This is a genomic window from Lysobacter arseniciresistens ZS79 (assembly GCF_000768335.1).
Lineage (GTDB): Bacteria > Pseudomonadota > Gammaproteobacteria > Xanthomonadales > Xanthomonadaceae > Novilysobacter > Novilysobacter arseniciresistens.
In genome coordinates, this window is sequence record NZ_AVPT01000003.1 from 93,949 (window position 1) to 108,991 (window position 15,043).

13 protein-coding genes, 1 tRNA gene and 1 riboswitch are annotated in these 15,043 nt (G+C 68.3%); of the genes, 9 read left to right on the plus strand and 5 right to left on the minus strand.

All coding sequences use genetic code 11. The features are described from left to right. Nucleotides 1–37 precede the first annotated feature (37 nt). The 5 genes from N799_RS02800 (at nucleotide 38) to N799_RS02820 (ending at nucleotide 3,994) form a co-directional block, all read left to right on the plus strand. Nucleotides 38–111, plus strand: a tRNA-Gly gene (locus N799_RS02800). A 95-nt stretch (nucleotides 112–206) separates the two neighbouring features. Further along, the gene (locus N799_RS02805) at nucleotides 207–695 is read left to right on the plus strand and encodes an ATP-dependent zinc protease family protein (protein ID WP_036207525.1); all 489 of its coding nucleotides are present in this window, start codon (nucleotides 207–209) and stop codon (nucleotides 693–695) included. Continuing rightward, the gene (gene rimK, locus N799_RS02810; RefSeq protein ID WP_036207528.1) at nucleotides 692–1,597 is read left to right on the plus strand and encodes a 30S ribosomal protein S6--L-glutamate ligase; all 906 of its coding nucleotides are present in this window, start codon (nucleotides 692–694) and stop codon (nucleotides 1,595–1,597) included. Before N799_RS02805 ends, rimK begins: the two co-directional genes overlap by 4 nt. Nucleotides 1,598–1,968: 371 nt before the next feature. Continuing rightward, nucleotides 1,969–2,652 (plus strand): response regulator transcription factor, encoded by a 684-nt coding sequence (locus N799_RS02815; RefSeq protein ID WP_036207781.1) that lies wholly within the window; start codon nucleotides 1,969–1,971, stop codon nucleotides 2,650–2,652. After that, the gene (locus N799_RS02820) at nucleotides 2,639–3,994 is read left to right on the plus strand and encodes a sensor histidine kinase (RefSeq protein WP_036207530.1); all 1,356 of its coding nucleotides are present in this window, start codon (nucleotides 2,639–2,641) and stop codon (nucleotides 3,992–3,994) included. Before N799_RS02815 ends, N799_RS02820 begins: the two co-directional genes overlap by 14 nt. A gap of 9 nt (nucleotides 3,995–4,003) precedes the next feature. On the opposite strand, the gene N799_RS02825 is transcribed toward N799_RS02820, so the two are convergent. From N799_RS02825 to ahcY, 5 genes are all read right to left on the minus strand, one after another. Beyond that, nucleotides 4,004–4,930 carry a branched-chain amino acid transaminase gene (locus tag N799_RS02825; RefSeq protein ID WP_036207533.1) on the minus strand — a complete coding sequence of 309 codons (927 nt, stop codon included), beginning with the start codon at nucleotides 4,928–4,930 and terminating at the stop codon, nucleotides 4,004–4,006. A 53-nt stretch (nucleotides 4,931–4,983) separates the two neighbouring features. After that, entirely contained in the window at nucleotides 4,984–5,673 is a 690-nt protein-coding gene (locus N799_RS15605) for a hypothetical protein (protein ID WP_160279948.1), read from the minus strand. 79 nt (nucleotides 5,674–5,752) lie between these two features. Next, nucleotides 5,753–6,388, minus strand: a complete 636-nt coding sequence (locus N799_RS02835) for a hypothetical protein (RefSeq protein WP_036207539.1) — start codon at nucleotides 6,386–6,388, stop codon at nucleotides 5,753–5,755. A gap of 107 nt (nucleotides 6,389–6,495) precedes the next feature. Continuing rightward, complete coding sequence (gene metF, locus N799_RS02840) at nucleotides 6,496–7,320, minus strand: methylenetetrahydrofolate reductase [NAD(P)H] (RefSeq protein WP_036207542.1); 825 nt, start codon at nucleotides 7,318–7,320, stop codon at nucleotides 6,496–6,498. Between the two features lie 148 nt (nucleotides 7,321–7,468). Beyond that, entirely contained in the window at nucleotides 7,469–8,932 is a 1,464-nt protein-coding gene (ahcY, locus tag N799_RS02845; RefSeq protein ID WP_036207545.1) for an adenosylhomocysteinase, read from the minus strand. Nucleotides 8,933–8,981: 49 nt separating this feature from the next. Then, nucleotides 8,982–9,061, minus strand: a riboswitch (S-adenosyl-L-homocysteine riboswitch). 224 nt (nucleotides 9,062–9,285) lie between these two features. Here ahcY and N799_RS02850 point away from each other — a divergent pair. Genes N799_RS02850 through N799_RS02865 form a run of 4 tightly spaced genes read left to right on the plus strand, consistent with a single transcriptional unit; the run spans nucleotide 9,286 to nucleotide 14,972 of the window. Continuing rightward, nucleotides 9,286–9,627 (plus strand): type II toxin-antitoxin system RelE/ParE family toxin, encoded by a 342-nt coding sequence (locus N799_RS02850; RefSeq protein ID WP_036207548.1) that lies wholly within the window; start codon nucleotides 9,286–9,288, stop codon nucleotides 9,625–9,627. Nucleotides 9,628–9,639: 12 nt separating this feature from the next. After that, nucleotides 9,640–10,743 (plus strand): HigA family addiction module antitoxin, encoded by a 1,104-nt coding sequence (locus N799_RS02855; RefSeq protein WP_160279949.1) that lies wholly within the window; start codon nucleotides 9,640–9,642, stop codon nucleotides 10,741–10,743. A gap of 27 nt (nucleotides 10,744–10,770) precedes the next feature. Then, nucleotides 10,771–12,303 carry a site-specific DNA-methyltransferase gene (locus tag N799_RS02860; RefSeq protein ID WP_036207554.1) on the plus strand — a complete coding sequence of 511 codons (1,533 nt, stop codon included), beginning with the start codon at nucleotides 10,771–10,773 and terminating at the stop codon, nucleotides 12,301–12,303. After that, nucleotides 12,303–14,972: a DEAD/DEAH box helicase gene (locus N799_RS02865; protein ID WP_036207558.1), complete on the plus strand. Its 2,670-nt coding sequence runs from the start codon at nucleotides 12,303–12,305 to the stop codon at nucleotides 14,970–14,972. Before N799_RS02860 ends, N799_RS02865 begins: the two co-directional genes overlap by 1 nt. The last annotated feature ends 71 nt before the right edge of the window (nucleotides 14,973–15,043 follow it).

A 15,043-nucleotide genomic window follows, 5' to 3' on the forward strand; every position in this document is an offset into this window, starting at 1 on the left:
CCTGTCGCGCCCCGGCAGGCTGTAGACTCCCGGTCATGCGGGTGTAGTTCAATGGTAGAACTTCAGCTTCCCAAGCTGATAGCGTGGGTTCGATTCCCATCACCCGCTCCAGACCCACGGCGGCCCCGTTCCTCGGACGGGGCCGCCGTTTTCGTTCCGGCCCCGGGCCGTTGCCCGCGCCCGGCCATCCCCCGTGGAGGCGACCGATGTCGATCCCGTCCAGAGTCGTGCTCGGCTGGCGCGAGTGGGTGGTGCTGCCCGCGCTGGGGGTGCCCGCGGTCCGGGCCAAGGTCGACAGCGGCGCGCGCAGCTCGGCGCTGCATGTCGACGACCAGTGGCGCTTCAGCGAGGGCGGTGCCCCGTGGGTCGGGTTCCGGCTGACTCCGGCCCACGCCGGCGAGGCGATCGAGTGCGCCGCACCGGTGGTCGACGAGCGCACCGTGGTCGATTCCGGTGGCCACGGCACCCGGCGGGTCTTCATCCGCACCACGCTGCGGCTGGCGGGGCTCGAGCGCGAGGTCGACGTCAACCTGACCCGCCGCCACGGCATGGCGTTCCCGATGCTGCTCGGCCGGACCGCGATGGCGAGGGCGTTCACGGTGGATCCGTCACGCTCGTTCCTGCATGGCCGCGCCGGGCCGCTCCCGTTCGCCGCGGCGTTCCCCCCAACCGACCCGCACCGCACCCACCCATGAAGCTCGCGATCCTTTCGCGCAACACCAAGCTCTACTCCACCCGGCGCCTGGTCGAGGCCGCGCGCGAGCAGGGCCACAGCGTCCGCACGCTGGACCCGCTGCGCTGCTACATGCGCATCTCCAGCGACGGCTTCGCGATGCACTACAAGGGCCAGTCGATCTCCGGCTACCACGCGGTGATCCCGCGGATCGGTGCTTCGGTGACCCGCTACGGCACCGCGGTGCTGCGCCAGTTCGAGCTGATGGGGAGTTTCACCCCAAACTCGTCCGACGCGATCCTGCGCGCGCGCGACAAGCTGCGCAGCCACCAGCTGCTGGCCGCGCAGGGGATCGGCATGCCGGCGACGGTGTTCGGCGACAACCCGGACGACACCGCCGACCTGCTGTCGATGCTCGGCCCGCCGCCGCACGTGATCAAGCTCAACGAGGGCACCCAGGGCGCCGGCGTGATGCTGACCGAGAAGCTGTCGGCGTCGAAGGGCGTGATCGAGGCGCTGCGCGGGCTGTACGCGCAATTCCTGGTGCAAGAGTTCATCCCGGAGGCGAAGGGCGCGGACCTGCGCTGCTTCGTGGTCGGCGGCAAGGTCGTGGCGGCGATGAAGCGGCAGGCGCCGAAGGGTGACTTCCGCTCCAACCTGCACCGCGGCGGCAGCGCGAAGGGGGCCCGCACGACCCTCGCCGAGCAGGAGGTCGCGATCCGCGCCGCCCGGGTGCTGGGGCTGGGCGTGGCCGGTGTCGACCTGATCCGCTCCGCCCGCGGGCCGCTGGTGCTGGAAGTCAACGCCTCGCCCGGGCTGGAAGGCATCGAGGACGCCAGCGGCGTGGACGTGGCCGGGGCGATGGTGGAGTACGTCGCCGAGCGCCACAAGCGACGGCTGGCCAAACGCGCATCGAAGTCGTAACTGATTGAATCGGAATGGTTTTGCCGGAACCCTTCGGCGCTTAACGGGCATTTAATCGGGCCCGGCGTAGGCTTCCCCAAACCGCAGCTTCGCCCGTGACCGGTGCAGCCGAGTCGGCAGCCGGACACCCGCAGGTCGCGGTATCGGGGCAACACCCTTGGCCCAGGCGCGGTGGCTCCGCGCCTGGGTTTTTTATGGTTCCGCGATGGGGACCCGCGCTGCCGCAGCGGCGACGAGGCCGTCACGCGGCACCGGGGCATGCTGGTGGCGCGTGCGCTCTGGCAGAATCCAGCGGATCGCCGATGCCGCGCTTCTCATCCCATGCCAGCCGCCCGCCTTTGTAGCGGGTGGCCAACGAACAGGAAGGCCCGATGCGCATTCTCGTCATTGAAGACAACCAGGACATTGCCGCCAACCTCGGCGACTTCCTCGAGGACCGCGGGCATACCGTCGACTTCGCCGCCGACGGCATCACCGGCCTGCACCTGGCAGTGGTCCATGACTTCGATGCGATCGTGCTCGACCTCAACCTGCCGGGCCTGGACGGCCTGGAGGTGTGCCGCAAGCTGCGCAACGAGGCGCGCAAGCAGACCCCGGTATTGATGCTGACCGCGCGCGACAGCCTCGACAACAAGCTGGCCGGCTTCGAGTCCGGCGCCGACGACTACCTGATCAAGCCGTTCGCGCTGCAGGAGGTCGAGGTCCGGCTCAACGCGCTCTCGCGCCGTGGTCGCGGGGTGCAGACGCGGGTGCTCAACGCGGCCGACCTCGAATACAACCTCGATACCCTCGAGGTGCGCCGGCAGGGCAAACTGCTGCAGCTCAACCCGACCGCGCTGAAGATCCTGCAGGCGCTGATGGAGGCCTCGCCGGCGGTGGTCACCCGGCAGGAACTGGAGACCCGCGTGTGGGGCGAGGAGCTGCCGGACTCCGACTCGCTGCGCGTGCACATCCACGGGCTGCGCGCGGTGGTCGACAAGCCGTTCGACACCAACCTGATCCAGACGCGCCACGGCATCGGCTACCGGATCGCCGAACTCGATGGCGGAAACTGAGGCGGCCGACGGCCACGCCGTGCCATCGCGGCGGGCCAAGCGGTACCGGCGGCGGCTGCGCAGCCGCATCATCCTCGCGTTCGTCCTGCTCGGCTTCGGGCTGACCACGCTGTTCGCCTGGGCCACCAACGAGGTGCGCTCGCGGGTGGAGAACCAGCTGGTCGAGGAGATGATGAACCGCAACATCTCCAACGCCGCGCTGCAGTTCGAGCTGGACCCCGACAACCCCGAGTTTCCGGTCGACCAGATCCGCGCATTCGTCTACACCCCGGACAAGTTCGAATCGGTGCGGATCAACCGGCCCGAGTGGTACGAGCTGTCCGACGGCATCGTCGGCATGACCGGAGTGGACGAGGACGGCGAGCAGTTCGCCTACAAGCTGGCCGTGCGCAAGACCCCGGACGCGTGGTTCTACCTCGCCTACGACATGACCCAGACGGTGCGCGCGGAGCAGCAGTTCAACCGCGCGATCTACGGCTCGGTGTTCCTGTTCACCCTGCTTTCGCTGCTGGTGGGCTGGTGGGCCGCGTCGCGCGTGATGAGCCCGGTGTCGGAGCTGGCGGCGCGGCTCAAGCAGTCCGGGCGCAGTTCCGACCCCGAGTCGCTGGCCGCGCACTTCCCGGACGACGAGGTCGGCCAGCTGGCCGAGGCGCTGGACGACTACGCCGCGCGGCTGACCGAGGTGGTGCAGCGCGACCGCGAGTTCAACGCCGACGTGAGCCACGAGCTGCGCACGCCGCTGTCGGTGATCCGCGGCGCCGCCGAGCTGCTGCTGTCGCGGCCCGACATCGACGACAAGACCCGCGCCCGGCTGCAGCGGATCCAGCGCGCCGAGCAGCAGTGCACCGACCTGATCAGCGCGCTGCTGCTGCTGTCGCGCAACGAGCGCGGGCACGGCGCCACCGACGTGGCGAAGATCGCCGAGCAGTTGCTGGAGGTGCACCGCACCCAGGTGGTCGGCAAGGCGCTGGAACTGCGGCTGGAGGGCGAGCGCGGACTGGTGGTCGATGCGCCGGAGGCGGCGGTCGCGGTCGCCCTGGGCAACCTGGTCGGCAACGCGGTCAAGTACACCACCCAGGGCGAAGTGGTGGTGCGGCTGTTGCCGCGTGCGGTGGAGGTGGTCGACTCGGGCCCGGGCCTCAGTGCCGAGGACGCGGCGCAGCTGTTCCAGCGCGGCTACCGCGGCACCCATGCAGGTCATTCGCAGGGTGGCGGTATCGGCCTGTCGATCGTGCGCCGGCTGTGCGTGCTCTACGGCTGGAACGTCAGCGTCGCGCCCGGCAAGGTGCGCGGGGTGGTCGCGACGCTGAGCTTCGACGCGCCCGAATCCACCTCGCGCTAGCCGCGGCGGTTACGGGTCCAGCGGCTCCAGCCAGCCATGGCGGTCCGGCGTGCTGCCGTCGAACAGCCCGAAGAACAACTCCTGCAGGCGCCGGGTGACCGGCCCGGCCTCGCCGGCACCGATCTGGCGGCCGTCGACCGAACGGATCGGGGTGATCTCCGCCGCGGTGCCGCACATGAACAGCTCGTCGCACAGGTACAGGTACTCGCGCGGCAGGTCGCGCTCGACCACCGGGATGCCGGCCTCGCGGGCCAGGGTGATGATCGAGTCGCGGGTGATGCCGTTGAGCAGCGCGGCGCTGACCGGAGTGGTGTGCAGCGCACCGTTGAAGACCAGGAACAGGTTCTCGCCGGCGCCTTCCGACAGCAGCCCGGTCGAGGCCAGCGCGATGCCCTCGCCGAACCCGAGCCGCCGCGCCTCGCGAGCGACCAGCTGGCCCGACAGGTAGTTGCCGCCGGCCTTGGCGCCGGCCGGGATGGTGTTGGGGGCGAAGCGCTGCCAGCTCGACACGCAGGCGTCGATGCCCGCCTCCAGCGCGCCCGGGCCGAGGTACGGGCCCATGAACCACGCGGCCACCGACATCTCCACCGGCGTCTCGGCCGACAGCCCGAAGCCGCCCAGCCCGCGGAACGCGAACGGCCGCAGGTAGGCGCGGGTCAGGCCGTTGCGGCGGACCACCTCGCGGCAGGCGGCGTTGATCTCGTCGAGGCCGTACGGCATCGGCATGTCATAGATGCGCGCCGACGCGTACAGCCGGGTGTTGTGGTCGGTCAGGCGGAAGATCGCCGGGCCGGACGGCGTCTCGTAGCAACGGATGCCCTCAAACACCGACGAGCCGTAGTGCAGCGCGTGCGCCATCACGTGGGTGGTCGCGTCCTGCCAGCGCTTGATCGCGCCGTTGTGCCAGATCCACTCGGGGTACTGCATGCCGGTCATCCGCTCGGGAAACCGCCATTGTGCCCGGCGGCCGCGCGCGCGGGCAGGGGTGGTCAGCCCTTGATCCAGACGCAGCCGAAGTGCTGGTGCAGGTCGAACACGGTTTCCGAGGGCGTCACCCCGTCCTCGAGGGTCTGCACCACCCGCAGCGCGACCGGCTCCGACGCGGGAGCCGGGAGGCTGGCCGGCATGGGGACCGGTGCGACGTCGCCGAGGGTTTCCACCAGCACCGCGGCGGCTTCCGCGGCCGGTCCGGCGGGCGTCGGCGTCGCGGTGGCGCGGGTGGCGACCGCAGCTGCGGCCGGCAGCACCGCAGAGGCCAGCTGCGCGGTGGCCCACGGGTCGGGCCGCGCCGGCATCACCGGGACGATGTCGACCAGCGGCCGCCGCACCACGGTGTCGAGCCGGTCCATCACCGAGTAGCCGCTGCGGCCGGACATGCCGGCCCAGTGGTAGACGTTGGCGAGCCGGTTGGCGTCGCGCGCGTCGATCGCGGTGGACATCTCGAACATCAGGTCCTGCAGGTTGCGCGCGCAGCCGCCGCGGTAGGCGCGGCGGTTGCCGGTGAGGCTGGGCACGCGCGCGGCCGCGGCCATCGCGCCGATGCTGGCGCAGCCGCGGTCGGTGTAGACGGCGGTGCCGTCGGCCTGCTGGCAGGTGTTGACCTGGGCGGAGGCGGGCAGCGCCGCGGGCGCGGACAGCACCAGCAGCAACAAAACCGGGATGGCGGAAAGACGGACCATCGGCCGAGCCTACCCCGATGTGAAGAAGGGGTGAAGAGCGGGCGCCGGAACTGCGGCAGGCGTCCCGGTTTTCGGGCGGTCAGAACCGCACGAAGTAGCAGCCGCGGTAGCGGCGCACCTCGAGGTCCTGCACGCGCTGGCCGCTGCCCTCGGCGAACACCAGCTGCATGATCCCGACGTTGCCGTCACGGGCGGCCGGCGTGACCGAGGCGTCGGCGAACTGCATCGCGCCGCTGCCGATGCGTGCGTCGAAGAACTGCGTGTCCCACAGGGTGGCGGCGGACAGCCGGTCGAGGCGTTCCATCACCGAGCGCGCCTGCGTGCTGTCCATCCCGACCCAGTGGTAACTCTCGGCGATACGGTTGACGTCGCCCAGGCCCCACGCGCCGTGCAGGTCCATCGCCAGCTGCGTGGTGCTGCGCGCGCAGCCGCTGGCTGCCGAGCGGCGCGCGACGGCAACAGGACGCGGACCGTCCTGGCCGGTGAAGTTGATCGCACCGGTGTCCGCGCCGTCGTGGACCAGCCGGCTGACCAGTGCGCCGGACATCGGCGCCGCCTCGGCACCGAACGCGGCGCAGGCCTTGTCGGTATAGATCGCGGTGCCGTCGGGGGCGATGCAGCGTTGGATCCCGGCGCTCTGCGCGGGTGCGTTGCAGGGCATCGCCGAGGCGGCCAGCACCGTGGCGGCGGCGATACTGAAGGGAAGTCGGTTCATGGCGGCGGGGGCGCTGCGGGGGGTGTCCGCAATGCTCCGCCCGGCACCGTCAAAGCCTTGTGGCAGCAGGCCCGCGGGACTGAACCGCGTGGCAACCGCGGCTTAATTCAGCCCAAACGCGCGAGCACGTTCAGCGTCGGTTTCGCCAGGTTCAAGGTGTAGAAGTGCAGCGCCGGTGCACCGCCGTCGATCAGGCGCCGGCACAGCTGCGCGACCACTTCGGCACCGAACTCGCGCACGCTGGCGGCGTCGTCACCGTAGGACTGCATCCGCTGCGCGATCCAGCGCGGGATCTCGGCGCCGCACATCTCCGAGAACCGGCGGATCTGGCTGAAGTTGGAGATCGGCATGATCCCCGGCACCACCGGGACGTCGACGCCGGCCGCGCGGACGTCGTCGACGAAGCGGAAGTAGGCGTCGGCGTTGTAGAAGTACTGGGTGATCGCGCCGTCGGCGCCGGCGCGGACCTTGCGTACGAAGTTCTCGATGTCGACCCGCGAGTCGCGCGCCTGCGGGTGCATCTCGGGGTAGGCGGCGACCTCGATGTGGAAATGGTCGCCGGTCTCGGTGCGGATGAACTCCACCAGCTCGCTGGCGTAGCGCAGGTCGCCGGGGCTGACCATGCCCGACGGCAGGTCGCCGCGCAGGGTCACCAGGCGACGTGCGCCGAGGGCGCGGTACAGCTTGAGCAGCCCGCGGATCTCCTCGCGCGAACCGCCCATGCAGGTGATGTGCGGCGCGGCGTCGTAGGCGTGCTGGCCGCGCAGCCGCTGGATGGCCTCGGGCGTGTGGCTGAGGGTGGAGCCGCCGGCACCGAAGGTCACGCTGACGTAGTCGGGCGCCAGCTCCTTCAGCCGCGTCGCGGTCCGGTCCAGCTGCGCGCGCTGCTCGTCGGTCTTGGGCGGGTAGAACTCGAAGCTGATCGGAGTCATTCGGGTGCGCTGGCGGCAAAGGTGGGTGCAATATATCGCTTCATCGGGATGAATGAAAATAGTTTCCGGGCCTTTCGCCCGTCGCAACGCCCGGAAACAGAAACGGGCGCCGAAGCGCCCGTTTCCGTGTGGTGCGTGCAGCCGCCGCTCAGTAGCGGTAGTGGTCCGGCTTGAACGGCCCGTCCACCGACACGCCGATGTAGTCGGCCTGCTGCTGGCTCAGGCGGGTCAGCTTCACGCCGATCTTTTCCAGGTGCAGCCGCGCGACTTCCTCGTCGAGCTTCTTCGGCAGCAGGTAGACCTGGTTGCCGTAGCTGTCCTTGTTGGCCCACAGGTCGATCTGCGCCAGCGTCTGGTTGGCGAAGGAGTTGGACATCACGAAGCTCGGGTGGCCGGTCGCGCAACCCAGGTTCACCAGCCGGCCCTCGGCGAGCAGGAAGATGCTGTTCCCGTTCTTGAACGTGAACTTGTCGACCTGCGGCTTGATGTTGGTCTTCTGCACGCCGTCCAGCGCGTACAGCGCGTCGACCTGGATCTCGTTGTCGAAGTGGCCGATGTTGCAGACGATCGCCTGGTCCTTCATCGCCTGCATGTGCTCGACGGTGATGATGTCCTTGTTGCCGGTGGTGGTGACGTAGATGTCGCCGCGGCCCAGGGTGCTTTCGACGGTGTTGACCTCGAAGCCTTCCATCGCCGCCTGCAGCGCGCAGATCGGGTCGATCTCGGTGACCACCACGCGCGCGCCGTAGGCCCGCAGCGAGTGCGCGCAGCCCTTGCCGACGTCGCCGTAGCCGCAGACCACCGCGACCTTGCCGGCCAGCATCACGTCCATCGCACGCTTGAGACCGTCGGCCAGCGACTCGCGGCAGCCGTACAGGTTGTCGAACTTGGACTTGGTGACCGAGTCGTTGACGTTGATCGCCGGGATCAGCAGCTTGCCCGCGTCGGCCAGCTGGTACAGGCGGTGGACGCCGGTGGTGGTCTCTTCCGAGACACCCTTCCAGTCGCGCACGACGGTGGTCCAGAAGCCGCGGCGCTCGGCGTGCACGCGCTTGAGCAGGTTCTTGATGACCTGCTCCTCGTGGCTGCCCGAGGCGCTGTTGACCCAGCTCTCGTCACCCTGTTCCAGCTCGTAGCCCTTGTGGATCAGCAGGGTCACGTCGCCGCCGTCATCGACCACCAACTGCGGGCCGAGGTAACCGCCGTTGCCGTCGGGGAAGCTCAGCGCCTCCAGCGTGCAGTCCCAGTACTCCTCCAGCGTCTCGCCCTTCCAGGCGAACACCGGGGTGCCGGTCGCGGCGATCGCGGCGGCGGCGTGGTCCTGGGTGCTGAAGATGTTGCACGAGGCCCAGCGCACGTCGGCGCCGATGTCCTTCAGGGTCTCGATCAGCACCGCGGTCTGGATCGTCATGTGCAGCGAGCCGGTGACGCGCACGCCCTTGAGCGGCGCCTGCGCGGCGTACTTGCGGCGGATCGACATCAGGCCGGGCATCTCGTGCTCGGCGATGTCGATTTCCTTGCGGCCGAAGTCGGCCAGCGAGATGTCGGCGATCTTGTAGTCGCCATCCATCGAGAATTGCCTGGTAGAAGCAGGCTTGGCTACAGCGTTCATGGGTGAAGCTCCGGTTATGCGCCGATCCACTTGCGGGAGGGCTGGTGTAAGCAACCGGGCGCCGTTGATGCGTGGATTCCACCGAGCCTGGCCGCGTTCTATGTCGCGGTCGCAGCGCCCCTCGGTGGACTCGACATTGTACCGGGATGAACAACGGTGTCCCATGACTGGATTGAAATGGTTGGATTCAAAGTCCGCCACCCGAGTGGGCCGAGTTTTGAAAGTGAATGGGGGCTGGCTTCAAAGGCCCGGGCGGCCCAGCGGCGCCGCTACATCGAAGACCGCGAGCGACCGAGGCCTGCGCCAGTGCCATATTTCGTGTAACCTCATTGGTTATAAACCAGAGGCCATGGATGGATATCCGTTTCGCCGACCGCAGGCTGGAGAAGGAATGCAACGATGCGCGCCTCCTGCAGAGACGCCACGGCGAGCGCCGGGCCAAGCTTCTGATGACCCGTCTAACGGTGCTTGCCAGCGCTGCCACCTTGGCCGACATCGGCCCGCCCTACCGGGGTCCGATGCGTTGTCACGAACTGACCGGCGACCGCGCAGGACAGCTATCCATTGATCTCGACCAGCCGTACCGCCTGATCCTGCGGCCCGACCACGACCCGCCACCCACCCGGGATGAAGGCGGACTCGACTGGCGACAGGTCACCCGCATCCTCATCGTCGCGATCGCCGACACCCATTGACCAGGCATGTGCATGAACAGCCAGACCCGATTCCAGCCCAACTATGCCGTCGCGCCCGGTGCGGTGCTCGACGAGCACCGCGACGCGGCCGGCATGACCCAGGCCGAACTGGCCCAACGCATGGGGTTTTCCACCAAACACGTGAACCGCCTGCTGGGCGGACAGGAGCCGGTCACCCCGGAAACCGCGCTGAAGCTGGAAACCGTGTTCGGCCTGCCGGCACACGTCTGGCTCGGCATGGAAGCACGCTACCGCGAGCATCTGGCACGCGCGATGGAGGAGCAGAGCCTGGCCGCCGAGTTGCCCTGGCTGGAGCAGCTGCCGCATCGTTCGCTGGCAAAGCTCGGCTGGCTGCCGAAGGGCTTGCGGGGGACCGAACTGGTACGCGCCCTGCGAACCTTCTTCGGTGTCGGCTCGCTGGCCTTCCTGCCCGGGGTCTGGGGTGATGTGCAGGCTGCGTACCGCAAGACCGATGCGTTCGCCTCCCACGAGTGGGCGATGCTGGCTTGGCTGGCACAGGGCGAACGCGAAGCCGAAGCCATCGCCTGTCGACCCTTCGACGGCGCGGCCCTGCGCGCGGCGCTGCCGGAGATCCGGGCGATGTCGCGCCTGCCCGGCATCGAATTCGTCGCGCCGCTGGTCGACCGTTGCGCCACCCTTGGCGTCGTCCTCGTGTTGCTGCCGGCACCGGATGGCGCCCGCGTCTGCGGGGCTACCCGCTGGCTGACCAAGGACAAGGTGCTGGTGCAGCTGAGCCTGCGCTACAAGACCGACGACCAGCTGTGGTTCACCCTGTTCCACGAGTTCGGGCACGTGCTTCTGCATGGCAAGCGCGAGCAGTTCATCGACTTCGAGCGCACGCGCGACCCCAGCGAACAGGAGCGCGAAGCCAACGACTTCGCCGCGCGCCAGCTGATCGCTCCAGCGGAAATGACCCGCTTCGTCGCCTCCGGCGACTTCTCGCGTGCGGCAGTGCAGGCGTTCGCGGCGGCGCAGGGTGTGGCCGATGGCATCGTCGTCGGCCAGCTGCAACACCGGCGCTTGGTGCCGTTTGCCAGCCCGTTGAGCAAGCTCAAAACCAGCTTCCGCTGGCAGCATGAAACCCGCGCCGCTTGAACGCCCTCCGATCATTGGATAACCGCGATGCCTGAACTGAACTGGCTGGGCGACCGCAAGGCCCGCCGTGCCGCCCGCCACGTCGCCCACCGCCTGCTGCAGCCGGTCGAGCAGGTCGGCGACGACGCCAACGGCAATCTCCTGATCCAGGGCGACAACCTCGAAGCGCTGAAGGCGCTGCTGCCGCTGTACGCCGGCCGGGTCAAGTGCATCTTCATCGACCCGCCATACAACACCCGCAGCGCGTTCGAGCACTACGACGACAACCTCGAACACAGCCAGTGGCTGTCGATGATGGTTCCGCGACTGGCGCTGCTGCGCGATTTGCTGAGCGAGGACGGCAGCATCTGGGTGACGATCGACGACAACGAGGCGCACTACCTCAAGGTGTTGATGGATGAGGTGTTTGGGCGGCGGAATTTTGTCGCGAACGTTGTCTGGCAGAAGACGCTTACTCGCCGGAACGACGCTCGCGCCTTATCGAATGCACACGATCATGTGCTGGCATACGCCAAGTCGTTCGATCAATTTGCGGTCAATAAGCTGGAAGCGGGCGAAAAGCAAAGGGCCACTTATACAAATCGGGACAACGACCCGAGAGGGGATTGGTTGGCAGTGCCATTCCACGCGCCCAACATTCGACCGAACCTGACGTACGAGATCCTTACGCCAGGTGGCAGGTCGCTATGGCCGCCTAAGGGACGGTGTTGGAGTACGACAAAGGAGAAGTTCGACGAACTAGTTGCAGACAATAGGGTCTATTTCGGGCTGGATGGCAACGGCATGGCTCAAAGGAAGAAGTTCTGGAACGAGTCGGAGAACAAGATGGTCCCTTGGACTTGGTGGGGCTACCAAGAGGCCGGAGATAATCGTGAGGCGAATCGGGAAGCCAAGGAAATTGCCGAGGCGGCGGGCATCGACCTGAAGTTTGATACGCCAAAGCCAGAAAAATTGTTGAAGATGGTTCTTGAGATCGCGACGACGCCCAACGACATCGTCCTCGACTCCTTCCTCGGCTCCGGCACCACCGCCGCGGTCGCGCACAAGATGGGCCGGCGCTGGATCGGCATCGAGATGGGCGAGCACGCCCGCACCCACTGCCTGCCGCGCCTGAAGAAGGTAGTCACCGGCGAGCAGGGCGGCATTTCACAGGCGGTCGGCTGGCAGGGCGGCGGCGGCTTCTCGTTCGTGCAGCTCGGCGAGGAGGTGTTCGACGAGTACGGCCGCATCGCCGAAACCGTGCGGTTCGCGCCGCTGGCATCGTGGCTGTGGTTCGCTCACACCCGCGCGCCGCACCCGGACGGCCGGTTCGACTCGCCGCTGCTCGGCGTGCACGACGGCACCGCGTTCGTGCTGCTCTACAACGGCATCCTAGGCGACAAGCGCCCGCAAGGTGGCAACGTGCTGACCCGCGCCGTCTGGCAGGACGTGGCGCAACTGCTGCCGGGGCATGATGGCCCCTGGGTCATCTTCGGCGAGGCCTGCCGGCTGGCGGCCGACACCTGCAAACGCGCCGGCATCGACTTCCGCTATATCCCGCACGAGCTGGGCATCCGCTGATGGCGCTGACCCTCAAGACCTATCAGAACAACGCGCTGGCAGCGCTGGAGTCGTTCCTGACTGGTGCCCGCGGCGCGCAGGACGAAGCCGCGCTGGCTGCCGCCTTCCACGCCGCCCGCACCGAGGTACTGGGCGAGAGCGCGCCGCGGGTGTCGTACCACTCGCCGGCCGACCTGCCGTCGGTGCCGCAATGTTGCATCCGCATCCCCACTGGTGGCGGCAAGACCCTGCTGGCCGCGCATGCGGTGGAGCGCGCCGCGCGGCTGTACGTTGGCCGCCCGCACGCCCCGCTGGCGCTGTGGCTGGTGCCCAGCAACGCGATCCGAACGCAGACGCTGGATGCGCTGAAGACCCCCGGCCACCCCTACCGCGAGGCGCTGTTGCGCTATTACCCGGCCGACCGATTGCGCGTGCTCGACATCGCCGATTGCGCGCAATTGCGCCCGCAGGACCTGGAGGGCGCGGCGGTGGTGGTGGTCGGCACCTTGCAGACGCTGCGGGTGGAGAACACCGTGGGCCGCGAGGTCTACGCCTACAAGGAGGCATTCGAGCCGCACTTCGCCGCTCTGCCGGAGGCCGACTTCTTCGAGCGCGTGAGCGAGCGCGACCTGGCCGCGCAGCCGTACCTGACCCGCGCCGACCTGGGCAAGGTCAAGCGCAGCTTCGCCAACCTGTTGTCATGGCATCGGCCGATCGTGATCGTCGACGAGGCCCATAACGCACGTTCGGATCTGTCGTTCGAGGTGCTGCGCCGTATCCGCCCGGCCTGCGTGATCGAGTGGACCGCGACTCCGGCGCGCGAGCAGAACGTGCTGTACCACGTCTCGGCGCAGGAGTTGAAGGCCGAGCACATGATCAAGCTGCCGATCGTGCTGGCCTCGCACCCCAACTGGCACGAGGCAGTGCGCGACGCGGTGCTGACCCGCGAGACGCTGGCGACCGAGGCGCAGGGCGAGACCGATTACGTGCGGCCGATCGTGCTGTTCCAGGCCGACGCGAAGGACGGAGAGGCGCCGGTGGAGGTGTTGCTGGCACACCTGACCGACACCCTGCAGATTGCGCGCACGCGCATCGCGGTGGCGACCGGCAAGCAGCGCGAGCTGGAAGACATCAATCTGTTCGAGCGCGGTTGCCCGATCGACTTCGTGATCACGGTCGAGGCCTTGAAGGAAGGCTGGGACTGCTCGTTCGCCTACGTGTTCTGCACGGTGCAGAACGTGCGCTCGGCCAAGGACATGGAGCAGCTGCTCGGGCGGGTGCTGCGGCTGCCGTATGCGCGACCGCGGCACTCGGAACACCTCAGCCGCGCCTACGCCCACGTCTGCGCGCCGAGCACTGCGCGGGTCGCCAATCAGCTTGGCGACCGACTGGTGCAGATGGGTTTCGAGCAGATGGAGGTCGCACAGTTCCTGCAGCCGGATCTGGACCGTGATCTGTTCGCCGAACCCACGCCACGGCCGGAGGCGGTGGAGTCGGTGGCCGATGTGCCCGCCGCAGTCGCGAGCGCCGTGGCAGCGGCATTGCCCGGGGCGGCGCAGGCGTTGCCCGACCCCGCGGATGCCGGCGCGACCCTCCTGACCTTGCGTGGCGTGCTGCCGGCGGAGGCAATCGAGCGGGCGATCGATGCCGTGCCGAAGCGGGAACGTGCCGCCCTTGGCGCCGTGCTGGAGCGCCACCAGGCCCGCGCGCTGACCGCGGCCGCGCCCAGCGAGCGCGGGGAATCCTTCGCCGAGGTGCCGCAACTGGTGCTGCCGGTACAGGACGAGTTGCTGTTGTTCGAATCGGGGTTGCTGGCGGAACTGATGGATTATTCGCTGGCCGGACTCGCCACCGACCTGTCGGGTTTCCAGCGCGAGGACACGGCCACCTCGTACCTGATCGATGTCGAGCGCGGACGCCTGCGCGTGCGCGAGGACGAGCCGCAGTACGAGTTGAACATCGACGCGGCCAGCGAGGGCATCCGTCGCGAGGACGTGATCCGCGAGCTGGAGCGGCGCCTGCGCCGCAACCCGATCCTGCAACCGGACATGATCAATTGGCTGGGCCGGGTGCTGGACGGGCTGCTGGCGCGTGGCTTCGAGTTGACCTACCTGGCGCGCCATATCAACCGGCTGGCCGATGCCTGCGCGCAGCGACTGACCCAGCTGTTGCAGGGCGCGCAGAAGCAGGTATTCCAGCAGGCCTTGCTGGGCGACCAGCCGCCGACGCTGGCCGATGCCTTTCGCTTCCGCTATGACCCGCGCAGCTATCCGGCACGCTGGTTGTACGCCGGCCGGCACCGTTTCAGTCGCCACTACTATCCGCTGCCCGGCGAGCTGAAACCCGAACACGATGCCGAGGAAACCGCCTGTGCGATCGAGTTTGACGCCATGGCAGAGGTGAAGTGGTGGGTGCGTAATCTGGAGCGACAGCCGACAGCGGCGTTCTGGCTGCCGACCTCGACCGACCGTTTCTATCCGGATTTCGTGGCTCAACTACGCGACGGTCGCCTTTTCGTTGTCGAGTACAAGGGTGGCGACCGCTACAGCAACGACGATTCGCGCGAGAAGCGCGACATAGGTCAGGTGTGGGCTTCGGCGAGCGGCGGGCGCTGCGTGTTCGCGATGGTTACGGATGTGGCGACGGCCGGCCGGTCAGTGAAGGCGCAGATGCAGGCGGCTATCGGGTAGGCCTCCGCCAAAAGGAAACGGACCGCGATGCGGTCCGTTTCCGATGAGTCAAAAGCGCCCTCACCCCGGCC

Bases quoted from the DNA above. Each gene is read 5' to 3' on its own strand.
- N799_RS02805 (WP_036207525.1), top strand. From the start codon at position 207: ATGTCGATCCCGTCCAGAGTCGTGCTCGGCTGGCGCGAGTGGGTGGTG.
- rimK (WP_036207528.1), top strand. From the start codon at position 692: ATGAAGCTCGCGATCCTTTCGCGCAACACCAAGCTCTACTCCACCCGG.
- N799_RS02815 (WP_036207781.1), top strand. From the start codon at position 1,969: ATGCGCATTCTCGTCATTGAAGACAACCAGGACATTGCCGCCAACCTC.
- N799_RS02820 (WP_036207530.1), top strand. From the start codon at position 2,639: ATGGCGGAAACTGAGGCGGCCGACGGCCACGCCGTGCCATCGCGGCGG.
- N799_RS02825 (WP_036207533.1), bottom strand. From the start codon at position 4,930: ATGACCGGCATGCAGTACCCCGAGTGGATCTGGCACAACGGCGCGATC.
- N799_RS15605 (WP_160279948.1), bottom strand. From the start codon at position 5,673: ATGGTCCGTCTTTCCGCCATCCCGGTTTTGTTGCTGCTGGTGCTGTCC.
- N799_RS02835 (WP_036207539.1), bottom strand. From the start codon at position 6,388: ATGAACCGACTTCCCTTCAGTATCGCCGCCGCCACGGTGCTGGCCGCC.
- metF (WP_036207542.1), bottom strand. From the start codon at position 7,320: ATGACTCCGATCAGCTTCGAGTTCTACCCGCCCAAGACCGACGAGCAG.
- ahcY (WP_036207545.1), bottom strand. From the start codon at position 8,932: ATGAACGCTGTAGCCAAGCCTGCTTCTACCAGGCAATTCTCGATGGAT.
- N799_RS02850 (WP_036207548.1), top strand. From the start codon at position 9,286: ATGGATATCCGTTTCGCCGACCGCAGGCTGGAGAAGGAATGCAACGAT.
- N799_RS02855 (WP_160279949.1), top strand. From the start codon at position 9,640: ATGAACAGCCAGACCCGATTCCAGCCCAACTATGCCGTCGCGCCCGGT.
- N799_RS02860 (WP_036207554.1), top strand. From the start codon at position 10,771: ATGCCTGAACTGAACTGGCTGGGCGACCGCAAGGCCCGCCGTGCCGCC.
- N799_RS02865 (WP_036207558.1), top strand. From the start codon at position 12,303: ATGGCGCTGACCCTCAAGACCTATCAGAACAACGCGCTGGCAGCGCTG.